24 protein-coding genes are annotated in these 23,166 nt (G+C 66.9%); 8 read left to right on the top strand and 16 right to left on the bottom strand.

What is annotated here, in order from left to right:
• Positions 1 to 7: 7 nt before the first annotated feature.
• From ABD089_RS12695 to ABD089_RS12715, 5 genes are all read right to left on the bottom strand, one after another.
• A complete protein-coding gene (locus ABD089_RS12695) occupies positions 8 to 823 on the bottom strand; it encodes an ABC transporter ATP-binding protein (protein WP_343886806.1) in 816 nt (271 codons plus the stop codon).
• Complete coding sequence (locus ABD089_RS12700) at positions 820 to 1,899, bottom strand: taurine ABC transporter substrate-binding protein (protein WP_343886807.1); 1,080 nt, start codon at positions 1,897 to 1,899, stop codon at positions 820 to 822. The genes ABD089_RS12695 and ABD089_RS12700 overlap by 4 nt, the downstream gene beginning before the upstream one ends.
• A 1-nt stretch (position 1,900) precedes the next feature.
• Positions 1,901 to 2,806, bottom strand: a complete 906-nt coding sequence (locus ABD089_RS12705; RefSeq protein ID WP_343886808.1) for an ABC transporter permease — start codon at positions 2,804 to 2,806, stop codon at positions 1,901 to 1,903.
• Between the two features lie 76 nt (positions 2,807 to 2,882).
• On the bottom strand, positions 2,883 to 3,632 hold the full coding sequence (locus tag ABD089_RS12710; protein ID WP_343886809.1) for an SIR2 family NAD-dependent protein deacylase: 750 nt from the start codon (positions 3,630 to 3,632) through the stop codon (positions 2,883 to 2,885).
• Entirely contained in the window at positions 3,632 to 5,581 is a 1,950-nt protein-coding gene (locus tag ABD089_RS12715) for a penicillin-binding transpeptidase domain-containing protein (RefSeq protein WP_343886810.1), read from the bottom strand. Before ABD089_RS12715 ends, ABD089_RS12710 begins: the two co-directional genes overlap by 1 nt.
• A gap of 144 nt (positions 5,582 to 5,725) precedes the next feature.
• Between ABD089_RS12715 and ABD089_RS12720 the strand changes: the two genes are divergently transcribed.
• The gene (locus tag ABD089_RS12720) at positions 5,726 to 6,868 is read left to right on the top strand and encodes an LLM class flavin-dependent oxidoreductase (protein WP_343886811.1); all 1,143 of its coding nucleotides are present in this window, start codon (positions 5,726 to 5,728) and stop codon (positions 6,866 to 6,868) included.
• 4 nt (positions 6,869 to 6,872) lie between these two features.
• Here ABD089_RS12720 and ABD089_RS12725 read toward each other — a convergent pair whose 3' ends face one another.
• A complete protein-coding gene (locus ABD089_RS12725; protein WP_343886814.1) occupies positions 6,873 to 8,216 on the bottom strand; it encodes an MATE family efflux transporter in 1,344 nt (447 codons plus the stop codon).
• A gap of 60 nt (positions 8,217 to 8,276) precedes the next feature.
• On the opposite strand from ABD089_RS12725, the gene ABD089_RS12730 reads away from it, so the two are divergent.
• Positions 8,277 to 8,864 (top strand): CE1759 family FMN reductase, encoded by a 588-nt coding sequence (locus tag ABD089_RS12730; protein WP_343886816.1) that lies wholly within the window; start codon positions 8,277 to 8,279, stop codon positions 8,862 to 8,864.
• A gap of 206 nt (positions 8,865 to 9,070) precedes the next feature.
• Here ABD089_RS12730 and ABD089_RS12735 read toward each other — a convergent pair whose 3' ends face one another.
• A complete protein-coding gene (locus ABD089_RS12735; RefSeq protein WP_343886818.1) occupies positions 9,071 to 9,715 on the bottom strand; it encodes an HAD-IA family hydrolase in 645 nt (214 codons plus the stop codon).
• A 110-nt stretch (positions 9,716 to 9,825) separates the two neighbouring features.
• Positions 9,826 to 10,848: a DUF2332 domain-containing protein gene (locus ABD089_RS12740; protein WP_343886819.1), complete on the bottom strand. Its 1,023-nt coding sequence runs from the start codon at positions 10,846 to 10,848 to the stop codon at positions 9,826 to 9,828.
• Positions 10,849 to 10,956: 108 nt separating this feature from the next.
• On the opposite strand from ABD089_RS12740, the gene ABD089_RS12745 reads away from it, so the two are divergent.
• From ABD089_RS12745 to ABD089_RS12760, 4 genes are all read left to right on the top strand, one after another.
• Positions 10,957 to 11,169, top strand: coding sequence for a hypothetical protein (locus ABD089_RS12745; RefSeq protein WP_343886821.1), 213 nt, complete (start codon positions 10,957 to 10,959; stop codon positions 11,167 to 11,169).
• 617 nt (positions 11,170 to 11,786) lie between these two features.
• Positions 11,787 to 12,407, top strand: coding sequence for an SAF domain-containing protein (locus ABD089_RS12750; RefSeq protein ID WP_343886822.1), 621 nt, complete (start codon positions 11,787 to 11,789; stop codon positions 12,405 to 12,407).
• Positions 12,407 to 13,213 carry a CpaE/TadZ family protein gene (locus tag ABD089_RS12755; protein ID WP_343886823.1) on the top strand — a complete coding sequence of 269 codons (807 nt, stop codon included), beginning with the start codon at positions 12,407 to 12,409 and terminating at the stop codon, positions 13,211 to 13,213. The genes ABD089_RS12750 and ABD089_RS12755 overlap by 1 nt, the downstream gene beginning before the upstream one ends.
• Positions 13,210 to 14,139, top strand: a complete 930-nt coding sequence (locus ABD089_RS12760) for a hypothetical protein (protein ID WP_343886824.1) — start codon at positions 13,210 to 13,212, stop codon at positions 14,137 to 14,139. The genes ABD089_RS12755 and ABD089_RS12760 overlap by 4 nt, the downstream gene beginning before the upstream one ends.
• Positions 14,140 to 14,295: 156 nt before the next feature.
• Here ABD089_RS12760 and ABD089_RS12765 read toward each other — a convergent pair whose 3' ends face one another.
• From ABD089_RS12765 to ABD089_RS12780, 4 genes are all read right to left on the bottom strand, one after another.
• Positions 14,296 to 15,294, bottom strand: a complete 999-nt coding sequence (locus tag ABD089_RS12765) for a hypothetical protein (RefSeq protein WP_343886825.1) — start codon at positions 15,292 to 15,294, stop codon at positions 14,296 to 14,298.
• 51 nt (positions 15,295 to 15,345) lie between these two features.
• Positions 15,346 to 15,897 carry a hypothetical protein gene (locus tag ABD089_RS12770; protein ID WP_343886826.1) on the bottom strand — a complete coding sequence of 184 codons (552 nt, stop codon included), beginning with the start codon at positions 15,895 to 15,897 and terminating at the stop codon, positions 15,346 to 15,348.
• A gap of 117 nt (positions 15,898 to 16,014) precedes the next feature.
• Positions 16,015 to 16,650: a Panacea domain-containing protein gene (locus ABD089_RS12775; RefSeq protein WP_343886827.1), complete on the bottom strand. Its 636-nt coding sequence runs from the start codon at positions 16,648 to 16,650 to the stop codon at positions 16,015 to 16,017.
• A gap of 164 nt (positions 16,651 to 16,814) precedes the next feature.
• Positions 16,815 to 17,426: a hypothetical protein gene (locus ABD089_RS12780; protein WP_343886828.1), complete on the bottom strand. Its 612-nt coding sequence runs from the start codon at positions 17,424 to 17,426 to the stop codon at positions 16,815 to 16,817.
• A gap of 258 nt (positions 17,427 to 17,684) precedes the next feature.
• Between ABD089_RS12780 and ABD089_RS12785 the strand changes: the two genes are divergently transcribed.
• Positions 17,685 to 18,401, top strand: coding sequence for a TIGR02391 family protein (locus ABD089_RS12785; RefSeq protein WP_343886829.1), 717 nt, complete (start codon positions 17,685 to 17,687; stop codon positions 18,399 to 18,401).
• A gap of 17 nt (positions 18,402 to 18,418) precedes the next feature.
• On the opposite strand, the gene ABD089_RS12790 is transcribed toward ABD089_RS12785, so the two are convergent.
• A complete protein-coding gene (locus ABD089_RS12790; RefSeq protein ID WP_343886830.1) occupies positions 18,419 to 20,218 on the bottom strand; it encodes an SIR2 family protein in 1,800 nt (599 codons plus the stop codon).
• 243 nt (positions 20,219 to 20,461) lie between these two features.
• On the opposite strand from ABD089_RS12790, the gene ABD089_RS12795 reads away from it, so the two are divergent.
• Positions 20,462 to 21,418 (top strand): Abi family protein, encoded by a 957-nt coding sequence (locus tag ABD089_RS12795; protein WP_343886831.1) that lies wholly within the window; start codon positions 20,462 to 20,464, stop codon positions 21,416 to 21,418.
• Between the two features lie 74 nt (positions 21,419 to 21,492).
• Here the strand turns inward: ABD089_RS12795 and ABD089_RS12800 are convergent, their stop codons facing one another.
• From ABD089_RS12800 to ABD089_RS12810, 3 genes are read right to left on the bottom strand one after another with little or no spacing between them, the layout of a single operon-like run.
• On the bottom strand, positions 21,493 to 21,933 hold the full coding sequence (locus ABD089_RS12800) for a hypothetical protein (RefSeq protein ID WP_343886832.1): 441 nt from the start codon (positions 21,931 to 21,933) through the stop codon (positions 21,493 to 21,495).
• Between the two features lie 10 nt (positions 21,934 to 21,943).
• Positions 21,944 to 22,858, bottom strand: coding sequence for a hypothetical protein (locus tag ABD089_RS12805; protein ID WP_281446156.1), 915 nt, complete (start codon positions 22,856 to 22,858; stop codon positions 21,944 to 21,946).
• Between the two features lie 15 nt (positions 22,859 to 22,873).
• Entirely contained in the window at positions 22,874 to 23,149 is a 276-nt protein-coding gene (locus tag ABD089_RS12810; RefSeq protein ID WP_343886833.1) for a hypothetical protein, read from the bottom strand.
• Positions 23,150 to 23,166: the final 17 nt, after the last annotated feature.

Genomic DNA, 23,166 nt, shown 5'->3' on the forward strand with positions numbered 1-23,166 from the left:
CGACTGACTAGTGCTCGATGGCCCCGGCGATCCGGTCGCGGAGCTCGATGAACTCGGGCAGGGACCGCATCTCGGGGCCGAGCTGGTGCCCAGCGTGCGCCGAGAGCTCGATCGGCTGGTCCAGGACGACGTGCCCGGGCCGCGCGCCCATCACCACCACCCGGTCGCCGAGGAAGACCGCCTCCTCCACCGAGTGCGTGATGAAGAAGATCGTCTTGGCGGTGCGGCGCTGCAGCTGCAAGAGGTCGGCCTGCAGGCGCTCCCGGGTCAGCGCGTCCAGGGCGCCGAAGGGCTCGTCCATCAGGATCACCTCGGGGTCGGTGGTCAGCACGCGGGCGATCTGCGCCCGCTGCTGCATGCCTCCCGAGAGCTCGTAGGGCTTGGAGTTCGCGAACTCACCCAGCCCCACCTGCTCCAGCTGATGCTGGGCCTGGTCGAGGCGTTCGCGCTTGCCGACGCCCTGGAGCCGCAGCCCGAAGGCGGCGTTCTCGGCCACGGTGAACCAGGGGTACAGGTTCGGGTGCTGGAAGACGACGCCGCGGTGCGCCGAGGGTCCGGTGACGTGTTCGCCGGCGACCCGTACCTCGCCGGAGGTGGGCTTGATGAAACCGGCGATCTGCTTCAACAGCGTCGTCTTGCCGCAGCCCGAGGGTCCGACGACACACACGAACTGGCCGCGCGGGATGTCGAGACTGGTCTCGGCGAGCGCGTGGACGACGTCCCCCGAGTCGGTGATGTAGCGGTGCTCGACGCGGTCGATCTCGATCAGGGGATGGTCAACAGCGTGCTGATCGGCACCGACGGCAGTGCTCACGGTGCTCACGACAGCTCCTTGATGTAGGTGGAGTTGGGGACGTCCGCGTAGTGCGCCTCCGTGCCGACGGCCGTGATCGTCCCCTGGTTCTTGAGGAAGGTCGCGGTGTCCAGCAGGACGTCCGGGAGCTTGCCCCCGTAGTACTCTGCGCCGAGCTGGTCGCTAGCCGTCAGGTAGGTGTAGCCCGGGAACTGGGCCTCGGCCTCCTCGGCCGTGATGCCCAGCTGGACGGCGAGGGCCGCGGCCGCCTCGTCAGGCTCGTCGTTCATGATCTTGGCCGCCTGGGCTTGGAGCTTGGTCCACATCGTCATGAAGGCGGCGTTCCCGGTGGCGAACTCGCGCGTCGCGGCCTCGAGGTCGAAGGTGGGCGCACCGGCCTCGGCCGTGTCGGCGCTGGACATGATGACGTGGCCACCATCTCCCAGCAGCGAGGTGAGGGTCGGGTCCCAGACCCAGGCCGCGTCGATCTCGTCGCGCTGCCAGGCACCGAGCATCGCGTCGGGTGCGAGGTTCACCAGCTTGACCTTGCTGGTCAGCTCCGCCTGGCGCAACGCTTCCATCAGGGAGAAGTGCGCGGTGGAGCCGAACGGTGTCGCGACGGTCTTGCCGCTCAGACCGGCCAGGTCGGTGACCGAGCTCTCACGGACCACCAGCGACTCGGCCTTGCCGATCACGTCGTGCAACCAGACGATCTGCAGGTCGAGGTCCAGCGGCGCCGAGACCCCCTTCACGGTGGGGGACGACCCGACCTGGGCGATGTCGATGGACCGGGCGCCGAAGGCCTGCAGCACGTCGCCGCCGGAGCTCATCTTCGCCCAGTGAATCGTGGCATTCGGCAGGCAGGAGGCCAGCCAGTTCTTGTCCTTGACGACCAGGTCACCATTGGCCACCGGCTGCCAGGCGATCCGGGCGGTGGTGGTGACCGAGGTGTCAGGCTCGACGGGGCAGCCCGACGCACTGGCTGCGTCCGGGTGCACGGTGCGGTCGGGGTCGATCAGGCCGCCGGCGACGACGAGCGCGACGGCGAGCAGCAGGCCGAGGACGGCGACGATGGGCCGCAGCGGGCGTCGGGTGGAGGTGACCATGTCAGGCCTTCCCGCTCCATGGCACGAGCACCTCGCCCAGGCGCGTGATCCCCGCGTCCAGGGCGACGGCGACCAGGCCGATCGTGATGACGCAGGCGACGGTGAGCGCCGTCTGCAGCTGCGTGCCGGAGATGTAGGCAAGACCACCGATGCCGGGAATGCCGTTGTTCAGCTCGGCGGCCACGACCGTGGTCCAGGCGAAACCGATCGCCAGCCGGACACCCTGCACGATGGACGCCAGTGAGCTGGGCAGGATCACGTATCGCAGCACCTGCATAGGGGTTGCGCCCATCGACTGGGCAGCCTGGATCCGGTCGGTGCCTGCCGAGGCCACGCCCTGCATCGTGGCGATCACGATCGGCGGGAAGGCGGCGAGGAAGAGCAGCCAGATCTTCGCGGCGCCGCCGATGCCCACCCAGACGATGATCAGGCCGACGTAGCCGAGCGGGGGGAGCGCGCGCAGGAAGTTGAGATAGGGCGCGAGGGCGGTGCGGACCGGCTCGACCATGCCCATCAGGAAGCCGACGGCCAACCCGGCGACCAACGCCAGGGCGACGCCGACGCCGATCCGGTTCAGGGAGACCAGCAGGTGTTCCCACAGGTAGTAGTTCTGCTCGCCGCACTGGGTGCGTCCACTGCCGATGTCGGTGCAGCTGTTGGCGTCCACGAAGGCTCGCCAGACGGCGGGTGGGGAGGGCAGGTACTGGGCGCTGACCGCGCCGCTGACCGAGACCGCCCACCACAGGGCGATCAGGGCGACGAAGGTGGCGAACTGGATGCCCAGGTCGCGCACGTGCTTCTGCCGACGGGCGCTGCGGCGGGTGGCCAGCAGTTCGTCAGTGCGGGCCTCGGCCTGCCCGCCCGGGTCTCGCTCTGCGACGGCGGTGTTCGTTATGGGTTCGCTCACGCGGTGTCCTTGGGAGTGGGAACGGCGTCCTGAGGCATCCATGCCTAGCACTTCCGATGGGTTTGGGTCGAGTGTCTCAATTGGCTCGGAAGAGGTCCGGGGCGACGCTCTGGACGTCGTCGTCGAGCACCACCTGGGCCAGATGGTCGTAGGACGTCTCGCCCTGGTTGACGATGATTCCGAGCGCGCCATGGCCGATGGCGAGGGGGAACAGCCCGGCCACGGGCTGAACGGCCAGGGTCGTCCCCAGGGCCACCACGGCATCGCAGTTCTCGGCCGCGTCCAGCGCGGCCTCGATCACGCTGCCGACCAGCGACTCACCGAAGAGGATGGAGTCGGCACGCACGATGCCGCCGTCGTCGGGGCAGCGCGGGTCGGCGACGCCAGCGCGCAGCTGATCGAGTGCCATGCCGATCGGCCAGTGCTTCCAGCAGGTCTCGCAGTGGCAGGTGCGCGCAGAGCCGTGCACCTCGAGGACGTTCGTGCTGCCCGCCAGCTGGTGCAGGCCGTCGGTGTTCTGGGTGACGATTCCAGCGACCCGCCCGGCCTGCTCGAAGGCGGCGATGGCATGGTGCGCTGCGGTCGGCTGCGCGTTCCAGACGCCGGAGTTGAGGCGCCGCTGCCAGGCCTTCTGCCGGATCTCGGGGTAGTCAAGGAAGTACTCGAGGGTGGAGCCCAGTTCGGCCTGCGGGTCGCGCGTCCACAACCCGTCCGGGCCGCGGAAGTCGGAGATGCCGGCCGCGGTGGAGATGCCGGCGCCACTGAGCACCAGCACGCGGTCGCGGCCGCGCAGCAGTTCGGACAGGTTGGCTGGGTTCGCGTTCATCAGCTCTCCAGGAAGGCCTTGACCAGGGGTGCGGCGGTCTTGGACCCCGACTCGCCCTCGTTCACCATCACGGCGATGGCGTAGCTGTCGTTCCACGCGATCATCCACGCGTGGGTCTTGGGCGGGGATGCGGTGCCGAACTCGGCCGTGCCCGTCTTGGCGCCCGTCACCAGGCCGGACAGCACCCGTCCCGACCCGTCGGTCACCACGGAGTGCATCAGCGAGCGCAGCTGCTTGCCCTCCTCGGCGGTCAGCTTGGCCGTCGCCGTCGGCTTCTTGGTGCTGACCAGCCACGGGATGGTGGTCGTCCCCCGGGCCACCGAGGCGGCCACCCCGGCCATCGCCATTGGGGAAGCCTCTACCTCGCCCTGGCCGATCATGTTCGCCGCTCGGGTGGTCTTGGCGGTGCTCGCGGGCACGGAGCCGAAGAAGGAGGGGTAGCCGGCGTCCTGGTCGACGCCCAACCCGAGGCTGGCAGCTGCGGACGCGAGGTCGCCGGTGCCGAGCTTGGCCCATTGCGAGATGAAGGCGGTGTTGCAGGATTTCGCCAGCGCGGTGCGCAGCGGGACATTCCCCGTCGCCGAGGAGGGGAAGTCGGCGTAGTTCTTGAAGGTGCGCCCGTCGACGGTGACGGTGGTCGTGCACGGCACGGTCGATTCCGGCGTGAGGCCCTTGCGCAAGAGCGCCAGGCTGGTGACCACCTTGAAGGTGGAACCCGGTGCGAAACGGCCGTAGGTGGCGTAGGGGTTCGCACCGGCTGCGGACGAGTTCGCCGCCGCCACCAGGGCGCCGGTCTTAACGTCCACCACCGCCATGGAGGCGATGCCGGCGGCTTTGGCGAGCGCCCGCTCGGCCTTGGTCTGCAGGGTGAGGTCGAGGCTGGTCTGCAGGTCGGTTCCCGGCTTCGCGGCCGATTGGTAGACGGTCTTCACCGTGCTGCCGGGGGCCGCCGTGGTGCTGGGGCTCGCGTCCCCTGCTCCGGACGGCGACGCGCTGGCACCAGCCGGGGTCGCCGTTGCCTGGGTGCCCGTGGAACGAACCACCACGTCGACCGTGTGCCCGGGCGTGCCGCGCAACTGGGCCTCGTAGCGCTGCTGCAAGCCGGAGGTGCCGACGTAGTCCTCGGCCGCCAGGTCACCCTTGGCGGCGGTCAGTTGTTCGGTGGTCGGTTGGCCGCTCGTGCCCAGCACCCCCAGGGCAAAGGTGGAACTGGGCGCCAGTGGCATCTCGACCTCCTGCACCCGCCCGCCCGCGCTGGTGGCCGCCGCCGGTACGGCTCCCTGCCGCAGCGTGATCGCCGACACGAAGGCCTTCGCGCCAGCGGCCAGCACCTTCTTGACATAGGCATTCGCGTCCACGCCGACGGCCTTCGCCACCCCGCGCGCCGTCGACTCCCACTTCGCCTGCGCCAGGTTGGCCTTGTCGACGCCGACCCGGTAGGCGGTGCGCACCTCCACCAGCGCCTTGCCGTTCGCGCCAAGGATGGACGCCCGCCGCGGGGCCTCGCGGGTGTGGCGCAGCCTGGTCGTCCCGTCGAGGTCGGACTCGACGATCGCCGGCGCCCACTCCACCTTCCACGCCCCGTCGACGTGGCGCAGGTTCGCGGTCGTCGTCCACGTCCACGTGCCCGACCCGAGCGCCATCGACTGTTCCAGCGGGACGCTCGCCTGCTCGTCGGAGTAGCTCACCTGCCCCGCCGTGACGGTGGGCAGCAGTCCGTCCATCCCAGACATCAGCAGCGTCAGCTCGGTGTCGGCGACGGCCGCGTCGGTGGTCATTGGGACGCTGCGCACGTCCCCTTTCTGGAGGCCCGCGACGAGTTGGGTGACCACGGAGTCGGCGGCGGGCAGGTTCTTCGGCGGCTCGCTGGTGCCCTGGCTGGTGCATCCTGTTGTCAGCAACAGGACGCAGAGCAGGGCCACTACAGCGGGACGAGTTGGGCGCCGCACGTCGGACTCCTTTGGTCGTGGTGCATCCGAGCCTAGTCACCCGGTCTGACAGAAATTGGTCCCGGAACAGATGAGGCGTTCGGTGCGTTGGGGTGTTTGAATGTTCAACCACATACCGGCCCGGAATCGGCCAGGAGGACGACCATGCAGATCGGCATCTTCACCGTCGGCGACGTGACGCTCGACCCCACGGCTGGTCGGGCGCCCAGCGAGCACCAGCGCATCAGGGACACCGTCGCGATCGCCCAGAAGGCCGAGGAGGTCGGTCTGGATGTCTTCGCCACCGGTGAGCACCACAACCCGCCCTTCGTGGCGCCGGCCAACCCGCCGATCCTGATGGCCAGCATCGCCGCACAGACCGAGCGGATCATCCTGTCGACGTCCACCACCTTGATCACCACCAATGACCCGGTGCGCCTGGCCGAGGACTATGCCTACGTCCAGCACCTGGCCGACGGCCGTGTCGACCTGATGCTCGGCCGCGGCAACACCGGCCCCGTCTACCCCTGGTTCGGCAAGGACATCCGCCAGGGGATCTCGCTCGCGCTGGAGAACTATGCGCTGCTGCGCCGGCTGTGGCGTGAGACCGATGTCGACTGGCAGGGCAAGTTCCGCACTCCGCTGCAGGGTTTCACCTCCACGCCGCGTCCGATGGACGAGGTGCCGCCGTTCGTGTGGCACGGCTCCATCCGCTCGCCCGAGATCGCGGAGCAGGCGGCCTACTACGGCGACGGCTTCTTCCACAACAACATCTTCTGGACCATGGACCACACCAAGCAGATGGTGGAGCTCTACCGCAACCGCTTCGAGCACTACGGCCACGGCCGCGCCGACCAGGCGATCGTCGGGCTCGGTGGGCAGTTCTTCATGCGCAAGAACTCCCAGGACGCGGTGGAGGAGTTCCGCCCCTACTTCGACAATGCGCCGGTCTACGGCCACGGGCCCTCGCTGGAGGAGTTCACCTCGGCGACGCCGCTCACCGTCGGCTCGCCGCAGCAGGTGCTCGAGCGGACGCTGTCGTTCACCGCCGAGGTGGGGCACTACCAGCGCCAGCTCTTCCTGCTCGACCACGCCGGGCTGCCGACCAAGACCGTGCTGGAGCAGTTGGACCTGTTGGGTGAGATCCTTCCGGACCTGCGCAAGGGCTTCGCTGAAGGACGACCGGACGACATCCCCGAGGCACCCACCCACGCCTCCTTGGTCGCGGCGCGCGGCGAGGCGGCGGTGGTGGCTGACCAGCACGAGCTGGTGCCGGACACGATGACGGGTACCAGCGACCGCTCCTGAGGGCTCAGGCGCCCAGCCGCTGCCAGGCGTCGGTGCGGGCGCGGACGACCAGGGTCAACGCCCGCGCCACCAGGTAACCGCCGTAGGCGACCCACAGCCATACGACTCCGTGGCGTCCGGCGTCGACGGCCCAGGCCATCGGCAGCAACGCGGCCGTGGCGACGAACCCGGCCGCGGCAAGGTACTTCGCGTCCCCGGCGCCGATCAGTACCCCGTCCAGGACGAAGACGATGCCGCCGATCGGGGTGATCAGGGCCAGGGCGAGCAAGAGCTGGTGCAACAGGTGCTGCACTGCCGGGTCGGGGGTGAAGACCGGTGCGATCAGCGTGCGCAGGGCCACCAGCAGCAGGGCCAGCACGATGCCGCCTCCGGCACCCCACCAACACAGGGTGAGGGTGATCCGGCGCGCGCGGGCGTCCCGTCCGGCGCCAAGCTCGTGCCCCACCAGCGCCTGCGCGGCAATGGCGAGCGCGTCCAGGGCGAGGCAGATGAAGGCCCACAAGGAGTTGGTGACCTGGTGGCCGGCCAGCCCGATGGCGCCGGTGCGGGCGGCGACGGTCATCGTCGCAAACAGACCGAGCTGCAGCCACAGGGATCGCAGCACCAGCCACCCACCCTGCCGGGCAGCGGACAGCACGCCGCCCGGGTTGAAGCCGAGCGGCGCACCGGCCGCTCGCGCGCCACGCAGCACGACCGTCGACAAGGCCACCGCACCGCCTGCCTGCGAGACCAGCGTGCCGATCGCCGAGCCGGTCAGGCCCAGACCCATCGGGTAGATGAGCACCCAGTTGAGGGCGACGTTGACGAGGTTGACGGCGATCGCGACCACCAGTGGGGTCCGGGTGTCCTGCAGGCCACGCAGGACGCCGGTCGAGGCCAGGCTGACCAGCAGGAAGGGCAGCCCGAGGCAGGCGATCCGCAGGTAGCCGACGGCCATCTCGTGCACCAGTGGGCTTGCGCCATAGAGGCCAACGAGGGGCGGTGCGACCAGTTCGATCGCCACGACGAGAATGAGCCCGAGCCCCAGGCCCAGCACCATCCCGTCGATGCCACCAGCCAGCGCGCGCTCCCGGTGGCCAGAGCCGAGCAGGCGGGCGACCACGCTTGTCGTCCCGTAGGCCAGGAAGACGCACAGCCCCAGCACGATGGTGACGACCTGGCCGGCGATGCCGAGCGCTCCGAGTTCGGCAGTGCCCAGGTGTCCGACGAAGGCCGAGTCGGCCATCAACAGCAGGGGTTCGCTGACCAAGGTCGCGAAGGCGGGGATGGCGAGTGCGGCAATCTGACGCCCAAGCCCCGTGCCTGCAACGGTCCCCGAAGCTGTCGAGGGGCTCAGGTCGGCACTCACCCGCCCAACGCTAGGACCCAGTGGTGGAATAGCGAACAGTAGTTAAAGGTTCAACCAAGTATGAAGATCGTTGGCCTGTCTGCCGGACTCTCGCAGCCCTCCTCGTCCCGACTCCTGCTGGACCGTCTGGTCGCCGCCACCGGCGCCGAGGAGGTGCAGGTGGTCGAGCTGCGCGAGCTGGGGCACGATCTGGTGAACCATCTGGTGACACGAGTCGCGAGCCCTGCGCTGCAGCAGGCGATGGAGGCCGTGGCGGAGGCCGACGCACTGGTGGTCGTGACTCCGGTGTTCAACGGCTCCTACGCGGGGCTGTTCAAGATGTTCTTCGAGGTGCTGGACGAGGGCACCCTGCGCGGCAAGCCGTTGCTGATGGCGGCGACGGGCGGCACCGCCCGGCACTCGCTGGCCATCGACCAGACGATGCTGCCGCTGTTCTTCTACTTGAAGGCGGCCATCGTGCCGACCGCGGTGTTCGCGGCGACCGACGACTGGGGCGACGACTCCGGGCTGGCGCGCCGCGTCGAGCAGGCCGCCAGTGAGCTCGTCCAGATGGTCTCGGGCGAGGGACGGGTGCAGCGCCCGGCCCGCAAGCCCGCCGACGACTTCACCCTCGAGCACGACTTCGAGACCATGATGAGCCGCCTGTGAATCAGGAGTTCTCGGCCACGTAGCTGGAGGCGGCCATGGCGATGACGATGGCGACGGCGAGGGTGACGAGCAGGACGCTGAGCATGTTGGTGATCATGTCTGCAAGGGTGCCCGGGGGCACTGACAGTTCTCGTCCGCCTGCGGTGTTCTGTTCATCTCCACCCACGGTGTGAGGTGGCTGGCGCCGATCATCCTGTGGGCGCTGATCAGCGGCTGGTATTGGCCAGTTCGACGACGTGTGCCGGGGTGATGCCGCGGAAGTCCGGGATGCGGGGGGCCCGGTCGTCGAAGTGGTCCATGGGCCCGACGACCACGACGCGTGCGCCGGCCGCCAGCCCCGAGCGAACCCCGGCCGGGGAGTCCTCCAGCACGATGCAGGTGGTGGGATCGACGCCCACACCTTCGGCGGCCCGTCGGTAGGGCTCGGGGTCCGGCTTGCCGTGGGAGACGTCCTCACCGAAGACGCACACCTGGGGCGCCTGGATGCCGGCCAGTTCCAGCCGGATCCTGGCCAGGGTCCCGGTCGCCGAAGTCACCAGCGCCCACTGTCCTGGGTTCAGCGCCGCCACGAAGGCCGCCGCTCCGGGGATCTCGACGATGCCCTGGCGGGCCCCCTCCTCCTGGTCGAGGATGTAGCGGAACTCCTGCTGGGCCAGGGGTTCGTCGTCCAGGTAGTGACGCAGGGTCTCGATGGCGGGGACTCCGATGCAGCGCTCGAGCACCTCGGCACGGTCCAGCCCGTGGCGCTCGGCGAACTCACCCCAGACCCACTCGACCACGCGATGCGAGTCGACGAGCGTGCTGTCCATGTCGATCAGGAAATGGGTGGCCTCGAGTGCATCCTGCGTCATGCCCACGAGGCTAGTGCCCCCGGACGGGGTGGATTTCCAGCCGTAGTCGGCAGTTTCGCCACCCAGTCCGAGCGGGATCTTGCCCCAGGGCGTGCTTCCGCAACCATTCGTCACAAGATCCAGCTCGCGTGTCCGTCGGCCTGGTAGCGCGGTTCCCCGTCCAGGGCGACGACGAAGGCGCCCTTGCGCAACGAGCGCTCGAAGCCCACTTTGGCCGCGACTCGCTTCCGCACGCCCGGAACCACCGACTGGCCCTCGTTGCTGATCCAGTGGCACTGGCCGTCGGCTACGCGGGCCAGCATCGCGGCCTCGAAGCCGGCCCGGTCGTCGGCTTCGAGGTAGGCGAGCACGGCGGTGTGGTGGACAACGGGCAGCATCCCATCCGGCACCTTGGCCAGCAGCGCGTCGAGGGTCTGGGGGTCGCGCAGGTCTCCTTGGACAACCTCGACGGGGAAGGGTCCGGCGTTGTCGCGCTGGGCGATCGCGATGGCGTGGTCGAGGCGTTCCAGGCGGTGGTGCTGGCCGGGCCAGACGAGCGTCCGCAGCCAGTCCGCGTCGGCGGTGGGGTCGAGCGGGGAGAGGTCGCAGCCGGTCCGGAAACCGAACTCGGGCAGCGCATCGGGCACGGGCAGGGACGACTTGACCACCACCTCCAGTTCCGCGCCATCACCGAAGGCGGACAGCTCACGCCCCTCCCGGTCGACATAGCGGTAGCGCCAGGCAGCAGGGTGCAGGCACAGGCCCGCAGACGCGCCCACCTCGATCACGGCGAGCGGGCGGCGGCGGCTTTTCCACAGCTCAGCCCACAGGGGCATCAGGACGGCGCAGCGCGCGGCCTCGTTGGTCTGGGTGGAGCGGACGAGTGCCTCCGCGCGCACGTCATCCCAGTGCTGGACGAGGTGTTCCCGGGCCGGTTGCCACGGCCCGACCGGGGCGCCCATCAGTCGGGCGCTGGCGAAGATGATGTTGGGTTGCCGCTTGTCAGGAGGCAGTTCGGAGATGAGTTGGACGAGTTCTGCGTCGCTGGCGACGCCCTCGGCCCAGCGCTGGTAGACCTCGGAGTGGTTCTTGGCCTCGACCGCGGCGAAGCGAGCGTATCGTTCGGCGACGTCGTCGGTGCTGGCCTGCTCCATGGCGCGAGGCTAGGTGGTCGGGGGTCGGTGGACAACCACGTGGAGCGTCACATCCAATGCAGGCGGGACGCACAGGAAACTCACTGGTTCGGCCGATTCAGTTGGGACATGACCAAGAACACGAATCGCAGCAACGCTCTCCGTCGTACCGTCGCCGGCCTGGCCGCCGCGACCACCATCGCGTTCGGAGGCATCGGGACCCTGTCGGCCGCGGATGCCCAGGCGGCCGGGGTGAAGGCCTCGTCCACCTACGTCGTGCAGAGCTCGTCCAGCACGGACACCACCGAAACGGCGGCCAATCCGCGCCGGGGACGCGTCTGAGTTCTCCACAACCACGCGTTGTCCACAGTTTTCCACAGCGTCTGTGGAAAGGTGGACAACACCGAAACGGACCACCATCGCAATTGGACTGGCAACGTTCAAAGTGTCTTTGACTACTGCGTTGACGGTTTACTACGGCTCGTCGTAGGAGCTCCTCGGTGTTGGCTCGTTCACGTGGGGACGGGCTTTCCACAGGCAGTTGTCCACAATTAAGTCCCGACACGCCGACGATGTGTGGACGCCGAACCCCGGAGCGCTGTTCATATCCCGTCCACCCACCCGTACACCGACACGCCACCTGACTAGGTAGTTGTGCACAGAAGGCGGGGTTTTCCACAGGAAGGCTGTGGACGGGCGGAAGGTGCGCCCGCAAGATCATGCTGCTGGCTGCCAGAAGTGGGGCGCGCGCCACGACCATGAAGTCGAGACAGTGACCCAAGCAACCAGTGGTTGTGGACGACCCTCCAAAGACGACGCTGAATATCCCGGGATCCACGTGAGGGCAACGATTGAGCGAAATGGGCAAGTGATGCCCCCGAAGCCTGGGATCCGGGCGTTGTCCACAGGCTGGAAAAGGTCACTGGGAAGTGACCCTCTGGCTGCTTATCGTTCCCCGCATGCCTGCACCAACGGTGGCACAGCCCACCATCGCGACCCTTCGACCCCGCCGCAGCCCCCGGCTCGTGGCGGCCGGGGTGCTGCTCGCGGCCCTGGGCGGGCTCGGCGGCGTGATGGCCTATCAGCAGGCCAGCCACTCCAATCAGGTGGTCGTCGTGGCCCACAGCGTGCCGCGGGGAGAGGTCGTTCAGTCCACCGACCTGTCCGTGGTCACCATCGGGCCAGCACCGGGCGTGCGCACCATCCCCGGCGATCAGTTGACCCAGCTCGTGGGCAAGCAGGCGCTCGTCGACCTGCCTGCTGGGTCCCTGGTGGGCACCGGTGCGATAGGTACAGCCACCTTGGAGGCAGGGCAGGTGCAGCTGGGTCTCAAGTTGCAGGCAGGACGCGTGCCCGTGCAGTCGCTGCCCGCGGGTACCGCCGTCCAACTGGTGCAGGTCTCCACTGACAAGCAGAACACCAAGGGTTTGGTCGTCGACGCGGTGGTCGTGACCGCGCCGCGCACCTCCACCGACGGCTCCAGCAGCCTGCTCGACGTCGCAGTGCCCGAGAGCGTGTCGGCCGAAGTGGCAGACCTCGCCGCTCGTGACCTGATCGTCCTGGTCCGGAAGGCATCCTGATGGCACTGGTCACCTGCTGCTCCGCGTCTGGATCCCCCGGGGTCACCACCGGCACGCTTGGTCTTGCGTTGAACTGGCCCCGGGACGTGCTCCTGGTCGACGCCGACCGGGACCCGGCACAGGCGATCGCCGCCGGATTCCTCAGCGGAGTTGAGCTCGGCGGGCGCGGTCTGGCCCATGTCGCCCTGGCGCACCGGGACCGGCGTCCCCTCGTGGACGAGGTGTGGCACCAGACCTTGCCCCTGTCGGAGGGCACTCCGAGCCGCCGTTTCCTGCCCGGGTTCGCGAGCGCCGGCGCTGCACACTCCTTCGATGCCTCCTGGGGAAGCGCCGCCAGTGCGCTGCGTGACCTCGGACGGGCGGGTACGGACGTGATCGTCGACGCTGGCCGTATCGGGCGTGGGCTACCCGCGGGGCTCGTGGGGGAGTCGGATGTCGCCCTGGTCTTCGTCCGCAGTGACCTGCGCGCGCTGGCCGCGTTGCGGATCGCGCTCCCGGTCGTCTCCGCGCAAGCCACCTCGGCCCAGCTCGGCCTGGTGCTCGTCGGTCCTGGTCGTCCCTACTCGGCGCGCGAGGTGGAGGCCCAGTTCGGGGTGTCGGTGTGGGGTGAGCTCCCCTTCGAGCCGCGCCAGGCAGCCGTCCTCAGCGACGGGCAGGCGACGCCGCGCGGATTCGCGGGTGGTGCCCTCGTCCGCGGGCTGCGGCGCACTGCCGGACGGATCGACGAGCAGATCCGCAACCGCATCGAGACGATCGACGGTGCACGGGACGCGTCGTGGTGGCAGCCGGCGGGGGTCGGACGATGAGCCAGGTGTCCCTCGACGAGGTGCTGGCCCGCCTCAAGGCCTCAGACCCGGACCCGGGGCCGGCCGCGGCTGCTCAAGCGGCGGATCGCACCATGCTCAAGCGCGCCGACGCCACACAGGAGGTCGACTGGGGCCTGGTGGTGCGGCTGCGGCAGGTGGCCTCCGAACAGATCACGTCCACGTCCCAGCGCTGGTTCGCGGAGCACGGCCTGCCGATGCCTGCGCAGGACAAGCGGATGATGGGCCGCGCGACGATCCGTGCCGTCGTCCGCAACCACGCCGAGGACAGCGTGCGGCAGGGGCAGAGCGTCTGGCCGCTGGCCCGCGAGCACGCGGTGGCGGCGGCAGTGGAGAACGCCATCTTCGGCTATGGACGGCTCCAGCCGCTGTTCGAGATCCCCACCGCAGAGAACATCGAGGTGCACGGCCACGACGGCGTCTTCGTGCAGTACGGCGACGGGCGCCGCGAAACCCACTCGCCCGTGGCCGACTCCGACGAAGAACTGGTGGAGGCCATCCGATTCCTCGGCGAGAGCGCCAACCCACCCCGACGCTTCGACGACGCCCACCCGATGATGACGCTGGGGCGTTCTCGAAACTCACTTCACAATAGGCGTCATCACTCACGCGCTATGTGGTTCCCCCCGCCCCTCCTGGAGTTTCCCCCGTCGGTGCGTCGACTAGGGATCACAGTCCGCAAGCATGCTGGCGGCCCAGGCACGACGATGGCGTACTCGGTGGCTGGCACTCCTTCCCGATTGGGGCGTTCACCAAGCAGGGCGTCACCATTGACGGGCTGGTCGGATTCGGCGTTGACGGACCCGACGCCAGCTTCGACGTCTGGAACCACACATGGGCGCAGAACGACACCTTCGCCGTGTCGGATGCCGTCGTGGACGCACTGCACGTCGCGCCGAGGCGACTGAATTGCGGGCCGGTCACTTGCGCTGATCCTGCCGAGAGGTGGTTAGTGAGAATGGTGTGCCGCACCGTCGCGAGAGTTGGGGTCCTGCTCCTCAGCGGCTGGGGCGTTCGGTCGGCCTGCTGACCGAAGGGGTGGCGAAGCAGAAGCCGTCCGGCGCTCATGACTCCGCGGCACTCAGTCCCGCGATGCAGGCTTGGCGTGCTGTCTCGACGCACGGGAGGAGGCGAGCCACAACATCGGCAAGCGCCTCGGGCTCGACAAGGTTCAGCTTCAACCCGACGTAGGAGTCGGTGTAGCCAACTGCGTAGTGTCCAGGGAGTTTCCAGTGCTTCGCCAAGGCCACCTTCATGTTGGAGCGGTCGGAACCGCCTCTGCCCGCCGTCGTAGAGACCTGGAGACCTGCGCCGAGAGCGGCACGTTCTAGCTCGGCGCAGAAGACTCTGACCAAGCTGATCCACTCAGGTTCGCGTTCTGCTGCGAGCTGGGCAGCGTCGAAGTCATGCTCTCGGACGTTGACGCCGACATTGATTACGAAGAGGTTCGAGCCCTGCTTACGGTCGGAAGCCACCTGCACCGTGATCCAACGGCTCTGCGTGAGGGGCGCTCCGAAGTAGAACGAGGGCATGCCGCTGCCTGATGCCTGGTCAGGGTGCGGCGGGTCCCATTCGTCATTTGGCATCAGTGACGCGATATTCACGGCGGCCAAGGCGCGTCTGGCGCGACGCTTGCGGTCATCCATCGCTGCAACGTCGGCTATGGTGATCCGGCTATCTGGGAGTCCGCCCAACAGCGTTCTCCAGGTCATCACAGTCACGTCCGTGCGAGCGGAGAACTCGGCGGCGTCTTCCTGGTCAACGACCAGCAGAATCAGGTGGTCAACCTTTCCCACCAGACGGATGATTTGGCTGTGCGTGATGGCATGGTCGAACTTGGCCTCGATGCCGATGGTCGACTGCTCGAAGCGGAGCAGCACATCAGCCTTTTCGTCTTGGTCACGTTCCACACGTACCTCGCAGAGGTTGCCTACGGGACGGCTCACTACGCGCTCGGCTAGGTCCTGTGCCCGTTTGGGGTGATAACGAAGTTCGGCAGCGAGGGCTCGCGTAGCGAGCGGTTCAGTCGTGAAGATTTGTCCCAACTCGAAGGGGGTCGTCATAGCCCGATCGTATTAGGCGGAGGGCTGTCCGGTTGACACGAAGGTGGAGAGCTACTTCTGGCTGGTCGGGAAGGCAAGGCCCCGCAGTGTAGACGGCATACGCGCCGCCCTTACGAGTGCAACGAACTGCGATGGAGTCAGGACTTTGGTGTGACTGCCAAGGGCTCCCTTTCGCGCATGCACGATGAATGTCTTATGGTCGTTGGTGACGCAGTAGCAGGTGATGGTCGGGTCTCGGCGAGTGACTTCACGGCAGATGCCGAACACCTTGCCGTCCTCGTGGTCGAGCGGGGGCGCGGCCTCGGCAGACGGGTCCCCCACGTGGGTTCCACCCGTTAGTCGCATCCGGTGAAGCATGATGTCTTCCACGAAGGCGGTCGCGTCCGCTTGCCTCCATCCCAAGCCGTAGCGCCCGAGGCTGTCTGGTTTTGTGCTCATCTGAAGGATGTGGTCCACCGTGTCGACAATGTGGTGGCCTATCCAGATTTCCAAAGGCTCACCTGGGCGGAACCAACCAGAGGTGGTGATGGCCAGTGCTTTGAGAGAGTCGACTTGGCGGAGCGGAAGCCGGGGCTTGAACTCCGGCTTGGCATGGTGGACCACCGCGTCCGCGATGCTAGCCCATGACACAGGGGGTGGAAAGGATCGAGCGGCGTCCACGTAGACGTTGCAATCAAACACCACGACGTGGCGTTGGGGCTCCGGCATCCTTACCGCCGGTCAGGCAGTCGCGCGCTGCGAGAAGCTCAGGAAATCAGCGGGTGGCTCATAGCGCTCGCTGTCGTCCCACGGCATCTGCTCTGGGAACGCCCCCGCGTCCAGCGTTTCCAGGAAGGCGTCGACGTCGAACGCTTCCTCTGACGCCTCTTGGATCACGAATCCGCCTACAGCAATGTCAGCGGCAGTTTGGCCCGCGAGCAGATTGTGCGTGCGGTAGAAACGAGCCATCGTTTCGACACTCACTTCATCCGAGCAGGGTTCACTGGCGGGGCGTCCACCTCGCGCCTCAGCCCATGGCAGCTCGTCATGGGTCAGCTGACTGAGCTGCTTGCCGGTCATGTGGCCATACGTAGCCAGCACAGCGTCGATCACTGAGGAGAGAGTGTGACTGACCTCCAAGGTGGAGAGGTTCTGGTTCTCTGGCCTGCGGGTCTCATGGTCCTTGAAGGCGTGCCACACCTGCGGCACGACAGGGCCTTCCACCCATGCCTTCGTCTTTTCGGGGTAGGCGCATTCGTCCGTGATGGCCAGGTGCCAAGCCTGCACGTAGTAGAGGAGCTTCAAGAGCTTCATCCGGTCAACCGCACCCGGGCTGCGAGCAACGATGATGGAGGCAACATCCTCGGCATGCAACATCGTGACCCCCCTCACTCACTCAACACCGGTCAACACTCACAGACAACGAGGTCAATCTCACTATTGCACACCTCCATAGGGCGAGAAGCAAATCTTGCTGGGCGAGCCTTACTCTGAGGCGTGCACGGTCAGGACCCTCTCAGCCACGTGATGGGGTCCTCTGGCTAGTGAGCGGGGAGACCTTTGACTGGCCCGTCGTCGGAAGCAACCTGTTCGATCCGGTAACCCCGCCGAGCGTTCCTTGGGCGCGCTGGGGGTGAAACCTCCTCCTGTCGCAGGAGGTACTGCGCGAGTGTCTCCTGCGAATCGGCGTCCAGCGAGGTGAATCCCTGCGTGAGGGCCAGGTCGATACTCCTGCGTAGCTCCGGGGTCATCTCCTCCTCTTCTTCGACATCGACGTGGGCCAGCGCGTGCCGAACTTCCGCTGCGTAGGCCTCAGCGGCTGCCGCTTGCGCGAGGAGTCTGCGGAACTCGGCGGCGGAGATGCGCGGCTGGGCAGTGGTCAGGGCCGGGGCGGTTTGGTCGGCGAGCCGGTCGGTCTTCTTCTGCCGCTTCTTGGAGCGCCGCTCCTGCCGCCATGCGCGGAGGTCTCGGGCCTTGTCCCTGACCGCGAAGTAGGCCCACGCGGTCAGCTCGTCGCCGTACGCGTCCCAGACTTGATCGAAGGCGTACAGCGCAAGCTCGGCTGCGAAGGCCTTACCTCCCCCGTCTGTGTTCGGGTCGTCTGCCGGGGACAGGTCGGACAGGCTCGCAGGGCGCGACTCGGTAGGGCCCAAGAGTTTCTTCGTGGTGTTGTCCCTGAGGAGGTCGCGGTCCGCGCCAGGGGTTTGTGACGACCGTGAAAGGTGCTGCCCCTCGGGTATGTGCACCCACCGCAGTTCCCAATTGCGATCCATGACCGACAACATAGGTGCAAGTAGGACGCCCTGTGACGAGCGAGGCGTGGGAATCACGAAGCCCTCAGGCGGCAAATCCGTCCCGGTTGACTTGGCGACGTAACCGAGACTGTCAGCCTTGGGCCGTAGCCTGCCGCCATGCTTGAACTCGATGACATCCGGAACTTGCCCCTGCCCGACCTGGCGTTGAAGTTGCTGGCGATCCAGCCTCGCGAGCAGGCCAACTTCAACAACTTGGTTCGGGGCTTTGAGCATCAACACGGGAGCTTGGGTCAGTCGCAGCCAGCCGACATGACCCAAATGCTGGCTCGACTCTCAGATGCTTGGGCCTGGCTGGAATCCCATGCCCTGATCGGACCATCCTCTCTGAATCCGGGTGGGAAGAGTTGGCAACGTCGCACAGCGCTTGGTGAAGAGGTGGTAGCTGATGCCGCAGCACTCACCAAGGTCTGGGCGAGCGAGCGCCTAGCAGGCGACCTCCATCCAGCGCTGAAATCCGCTCGCGCGAACTTCGCCCTAGGCGACTACGAGACTGCCTGCTTCGCAGCCATGAAGGCCGTCGAGGTCGAAGTGCGCCGCGTCGCCGGGCAGCCCAACGAACTCCTTGGGGTCCCGCTCATGAGGAAGGCGTTCAGCCCGAAAGGTGGTGTGCTCGCCGATGGTGCTGCCGAGGGGGGCGAACAGCAGGCGACAGCGGACCTGTTCGCGGGGGCCATTGGTGCGTACAAGAACCCCGCCAGCCACCGAACTGTTCAGTTCGAGGACCCAACCGAGGCTGCCGAAGTGATCCAACTGGCCGACCTTCTGCTGCGGATCGTGGACAGGGCTGAGAGGCGTCTAGGGACGAGTGGGTAGACCCCCGCCGTCTGGTGTCAGCGGGCTCGGCTGAGGCCGAGCCTGGCTCGATGCGACACCTCGCGCATGTTTCCTCGATGCGTCTCTTGGAGGGTTTGCTGTTCGGTTTCACCTCCGAGGTAGTCGGTCCAAGGCCAGCGGTGGTCATGTGTCTGTCGGTCGAGGAAGCGGGTCTCGCAAGCGGGGATTCCCTGACTTCGGGGACCCCATTGCAGCTCCCCTGCTGAGTCGCCGTAGAAGACGAAGTAGCCGGATTCCTTGGTCTGGACCAGGCCCAGCCGGTACTCCCAGTCGTGCGTGAGCCGCAGGTACTGCTCGTCGTCGGGGATGAGCGAGTCGAAGGCTGCACGGCTGTCTTCACGGAGCAGGCGGCTGGCCGGGAACATCCAGGGTTGGCCGTTCCAACGGGGAAGGACGTCGAGCTTCGGCAGCCGTAGGGGATCGAGCAGCTGGTGCGCGGCGAAACGTTGGTCGTGGATTCCGATCATGACCCCCTGAACTTCTCGAAGCACTCGCAGCAGCAGGCCCTCTCGATGGCGGGCGACAGCGGCGACACCGACGACAAAATTGGCGAGAACTGCCGGGTAGAGACGCAGGTTTCCCAAGTCTGCCACGTACTGCTGGCCGGAGGGGGCTTGCGTTGCGCTCAGGTCCACGAGCCGCTGGAGCGCTTCCACCCACAAGTCGCTGTGCTCATCCTGGGTGTCGTGCCACACGCCCGTTGCCAGTAGGTGCAGTAGTGGCATCACCGCGTCGCGGTGAGACTGGTACAGCTCATCCCAGCCCTGCTCGTCCAAGTCGGGGATGTCGAGCGGTTGGGCTCGTGCGGCCTCTCCGGCGCGGTCGACCGCTGCCATCACCAGATCGTGCAGGTCGATGCGATGGACGGGGTTGGGCAAGTACCGCTTCAACCGGCCCACGGCCATGGCGGTCGTGAGCGGCGGCTCCGCGAGCTTGTCCAAGGTGGTCAAGTTGGAGGCCAGCTCGGTGAACAGCTCATCGGCCCCGGCTGCTGGCACCATTGTCCCTGCGCGGGCGGCCAGGAGGCGCTGTACGGTGTCACCCCGGCTACTGCGCTGATCCCAGAACAGCGGGTAGCGCCGGTTCGGGGCGGCCTCCATCAAGGCCACCAGCGCCGTGTCCCAATCAGCCGACCAGCCGGAAATCACCAAGCCGTACTCGTCCAGCACCTGGGAGACCAAAGTCTTCCACTCGTCCGGGTAGGACTCCAGCTCGCTGGGGGTGTTCCGGGTCCCGAGGTCCAGGTAGTCGCCGTGGAGCTTGATCACCGTGGCCGGGGCGTGAGCGAGCGGCTTCATGCCCTGGACTGCTTCGGGCCTGTAGATCACCTGCGGGGCCACGCCCACAGTCTCCAGTGCTTGCTCCATGAGTCGGTCGAAGTTGGTCGTGAGGATCACCTTCACAGCACCGCGCTTCACCAGCTCGGCGATGGCCAGATGCGCCCTGCTGGGCGTCTTGATGCCTTCCTCGCGTTCCTGGTCGGTCGGCTCGAAGAAATCTGCGAGGAGCGCCTGCCGGGCCGAGGGGGTGGGGGCGAGTGCCTCCAACAGGGTCGAGTACCCCAACGGTTCGCCGTGGTGGGCAGTCCACCAGGTCTCAGGGTCCGCCTCCGCCTCAGAGAGCGTGTCAGGGTCCTCCAGCGCAGCGACGCGGCGAACGAGGTCCTTCACGACGCCCCACCCTGTCGGAACACCAGCTCCGGTGGAGACGCCGGACCCGAGCAGCAGGGCGTAGACGCCCGGCTGTGCCTGCATCGACGTGGCCAGCATGATGCTGGGTGACAGGGGGTTGGGCATTGGCTCTCCTAGGATCATGGTGACGCCTTGTCACCACCCATTCAGACACATCGCGCCGACAGTCTTGACGAGAGCCGCGCCAGAGAGCGTGCCCAAGGCAGTCCCAAGCAAATCCTGTGAATCGCCCGGAATTGGCCAATGTGGACTGGACCGCGCGCTAGCCTGTACTCAACAGTCCCCCCGTAGCCTCTCAACGATGCGCAACCGGGGGTCCTTACTTTTCCGGGGTCTATGCTGTCCGGCATGGCCGAAGAGGTACCCTTCCTGAACCTTGATGGCAGGGTCGGCTACCTCTACGAGCGTGGCTACTTCCCACGGGGCTCGGTCACCGACGAGCACCGTGAGCGTCTCGGCTCGATGAACTTCCACTACTTCCTGGGCTACGCACGCAACTACCGAATGCTCACGGCTCAGGGGCTGCCGTGCATCCAGCAGCCGATACCCGATGACGTCTTCAGGGTGATTGACCGGGACCACGAGGTCGCGAAGCTCCTATACCAAGGACTGCGACAGGCCGAGTGGAACCTCCGCTCCCTGGCCGTGGAGCACTACTGCGGGGCCCACGATCCTTGTGGCAGCTTCCTCCGTGAGCAGCAGTACGTGTGCACCTCATCCGGTAGCGAGACCGAGATGGTACGGGGGATCATCAACAGCGTCCTCCGCCACGGTGAGCCGTTCGTGGAGGACCACATCGCCGCCCAAGCGTCCCAGCGGGGAGCTGAACGTCCGAAGAAGTACGACCAACTACGGCACGATGAGCTGGTTGGCTACATCGAGGACCTTCCTCTCTGGAGCGTGATCGACTCTTTCTCGCTGGGGCTGCTTTCCCGCTTCATCACCCAGTGCGACAAGCCATCGGACCCCGATGACGCTGTGTGGAAGAAGGTGGCTGACGGTCTGGCTATTCGACACCCCGTCTTCTTGACCAACATCGAGTCCTTGACCGTCCTGCGCAACTTGGTCTCTCACCACGCCCGAATGTGGATGCGGCCCACGACCGTGACCCCCAAGAAGCCGAAGGTCTTCACGAAGGCTCTCCGCGACGCTGACGCCAAGTCGATGGAGGTAGCGTTCGCCAACGTCGCGCTGTTCCAAGGGCCGCGCTTAGCGCGCAGCTATCTCGATGAGGTGCTCGCTCTGGTGGCCTGCGATCCGCTCTATGAACACGGCGTCAGCAAAGTCCGCCCCACGAAGGTGTGAACCGCCTACGCGTCGCCACCACGCGCCGGGGCTCGCCCACTGGCTGGTCTGTGACGGAAGATGGCTTGCGGAGACTAGCCGCTCCAGCTGTCGGAGAACCACGCCCCGTCTGGGGACACGAGGACCACGTGGATGCCCACAGCGTGAACACTTCGTGCCGTCTCAGCCACCAACTCGCGGTAGCGGGGGCAGTCAGGCAGCACGATGAGGGACTCCCAGTCGGGTTCGGCGTCCCGCAGGATGATGGCGGCATGGAGCGCTTTGCCGTACCAGAGTTTTGCCTGGTGGTTGGGCTTGGCTCGCTTCTTCTGTCCGGCCTTTGCAGGGTCGGCGTACCCGATGGATGGGAAGCCTTTCACTTCCGCGCCGAGGTGGCGTAAACCCTTGTGAGCGAGGACGTCGATGCCATGCTCGCGGGCCTTCGTGTTTGCGAGGTGGTCGATGACCCAACCTTCATTTTCGAGCACACCCGCGAAGACGTTCTGCACCGTAGCTTCGTCCGGCCATCCCTCCATGCGCCGAACTCTATGCGCGGCGGGTGAGCCGCCTCAGGAGGTGGTGCCCCCGTTCAGCGATTCGAGCGCGCCGGGAGGGGGCTTCCGGGTTGGCGAGCAACCCCGCGTGCGCAGCTTTCCAGTCTTCAAGCCGCTTGGTCAGTTCGGCTACTTCCTGCGCCTTGCCGGGAGTCCCATCGCTCAACAACTGTTGCGCCCAGAGCTGTCTCTTGATCATGTCTCCCTCTCGGATGACAGCCTCTCGCTCGCTCCTGGCGTCATACTCGTCGCGGGTCTCATTGACTGCCGCGACGTCCAGCTCCCCATGCTTGCCCAACACCGATGACCCCTTGAAGACGTCGAGCATGGCGTCGAGGGTCTTGCCGATGGTGTGCACCGACTCGATCCTGGTGAAGAGCGCTCCACGGCGGGCCTCCAGGTCGATGACTGAGGTCTCCTCGTACCGGTGCCCAGACGAGTCTTCGTAGGTGACCAGCACGTTGTGGAAGTTAGGCAGGTCGTCTCGGCCTCTGCGCTCGATGTGGTTGTCCCAGAATGTCCTCATCTCCTGCCCCGGGGCCACCATCGCGATGGGTTCGGTCAGCATCTTGATCTTGGACAGGACGTACTCGTCGCCAGTCTCGCGCGCCCTCACGGGCGGCGGGTCCATGGTGACACGCACTTTGAGGGCTGGCCGCTGGCCGATGTTGCGGATCGACAGATCGAAGAGCTGCTGGCTTGCGCGAGACTCCTCGGCTGTCACCAAGACGTAGGGGCGGCGCGCCTCCAGCTCTGCCTTCCGGGCGTCAGCAAGTTGGGCCTTGGCAGCTTTCCACTGACCGAGGGCCACGAGAGCTGCGGTTACAGCAACTACGAGAAGCCCCAACGTGAGCAACGTGTAGATGGCCGTCCAGCCGGTGCTGGTGAGACCCCAGAACTTGTCCATGATGCCGAGGTGTCCTCAGTCCACGAAGGGTGGCTCGTCGCCGAGCATCGCGGAGGGGATGGCATTGATCCTCGCGGTGGGTATGCGAGGCGTTGCGATGCTGGGGCTGCTGATGGTGGCGCTATCCGTCGCCCGGTAGACGATGCGGTTGCCGACGAGTGTGCCCGCGTACCGTCCGCTGGGGTCGTAGACCCTCTCGTTGCGGAGTCGTCCGAGGTAGGCGCCCGATTGAGCGAAGAGCTGGTCGCCGGACAGCTGAAGTGGCCTGCCGTTCTTGGTGTAAAGGTTCATGCTGTCCATTGAGCCAT

The organism is Luteococcus sanguinis, assembly GCF_039527675.1.
Classification (GTDB): Bacteria; Actinomycetota; Actinomycetes; order Propionibacteriales; family Propionibacteriaceae; genus Luteococcus; species Luteococcus sanguinis.

What these genes read in the sequence shown, in the direction of transcription:
- ABD089_RS12700 (WP_343886807.1), bottom strand. Translation starts at nt 1,899, where the DNA reads ATGGTCACCTCCACCCGACGCCCGCTGCGGCCCATCGTCGCCGTCCTC.
- ABD089_RS12710 (WP_343886809.1), bottom strand. Translation starts at nt 3,632, where the DNA reads ATGAACGCGAACCCAGCCAACCTGTCCGAACTGCTGCGCGGCCGCGAC.
- ABD089_RS12720 (WP_343886811.1), top strand. Translation starts at nt 5,726, where the DNA reads ATGCAGATCGGCATCTTCACCGTCGGCGACGTGACGCTCGACCCCACG.
- ABD089_RS12730 (WP_343886816.1), top strand. Translation starts at nt 8,277, where the DNA reads ATGAAGATCGTTGGCCTGTCTGCCGGACTCTCGCAGCCCTCCTCGTCC.
- ABD089_RS12735 (WP_343886818.1), bottom strand. Translation starts at nt 9,715, where the DNA reads ATGACGCAGGATGCACTCGAGGCCACCCATTTCCTGATCGACATGGAC.
- ABD089_RS12740 (WP_343886819.1), bottom strand. Translation starts at nt 10,848, where the DNA reads ATGGAGCAGGCCAGCACCGACGACGTCGCCGAACGATACGCTCGCTTC.
- ABD089_RS12745 (WP_343886821.1), top strand. Translation starts at nt 10,957, where the DNA reads ATGACCAAGAACACGAATCGCAGCAACGCTCTCCGTCGTACCGTCGCC.
- ABD089_RS12750 (WP_343886822.1), top strand. Translation starts at nt 11,787, where the DNA reads ATGCCTGCACCAACGGTGGCACAGCCCACCATCGCGACCCTTCGACCC.
- ABD089_RS12755 (WP_343886823.1), top strand. Translation starts at nt 12,407, where the DNA reads ATGGCACTGGTCACCTGCTGCTCCGCGTCTGGATCCCCCGGGGTCACC.
- ABD089_RS12760 (WP_343886824.1), top strand. Translation starts at nt 13,210, where the DNA reads ATGAGCCAGGTGTCCCTCGACGAGGTGCTGGCCCGCCTCAAGGCCTCA.
- ABD089_RS12765 (WP_343886825.1), bottom strand. Translation starts at nt 15,294, where the DNA reads ATGACGACCCCCTTCGAGTTGGGACAAATCTTCACGACTGAACCGCTC.
- ABD089_RS12775 (WP_343886827.1), bottom strand. Translation starts at nt 16,650, where the DNA reads ATGTTGCATGCCGAGGATGTTGCCTCCATCATCGTTGCTCGCAGCCCG.
- ABD089_RS12785 (WP_343886829.1), top strand. Translation starts at nt 17,685, where the DNA reads ATGCTTGAACTCGATGACATCCGGAACTTGCCCCTGCCCGACCTGGCG.
- ABD089_RS12790 (WP_343886830.1), bottom strand. Translation starts at nt 20,218, where the DNA reads ATGCCCAACCCCCTGTCACCCAGCATCATGCTGGCCACGTCGATGCAG.
- ABD089_RS12795 (WP_343886831.1), top strand. Translation starts at nt 20,462, where the DNA reads ATGGCCGAAGAGGTACCCTTCCTGAACCTTGATGGCAGGGTCGGCTAC.
- ABD089_RS12800 (WP_343886832.1), bottom strand. Translation starts at nt 21,933, where the DNA reads ATGGAGGGATGGCCGGACGAAGCTACGGTGCAGAACGTCTTCGCGGGT.
- ABD089_RS12805 (WP_281446156.1), bottom strand. Translation starts at nt 22,858, where the DNA reads ATGGACAAGTTCTGGGGTCTCACCAGCACCGGCTGGACGGCCATCTAC.
- ABD089_RS12810 (WP_343886833.1), bottom strand. Translation starts at nt 23,149, where the DNA reads ATGAACCTTTACACCAAGAACGGCAGGCCACTTCAGCTGTCCGGCGAC.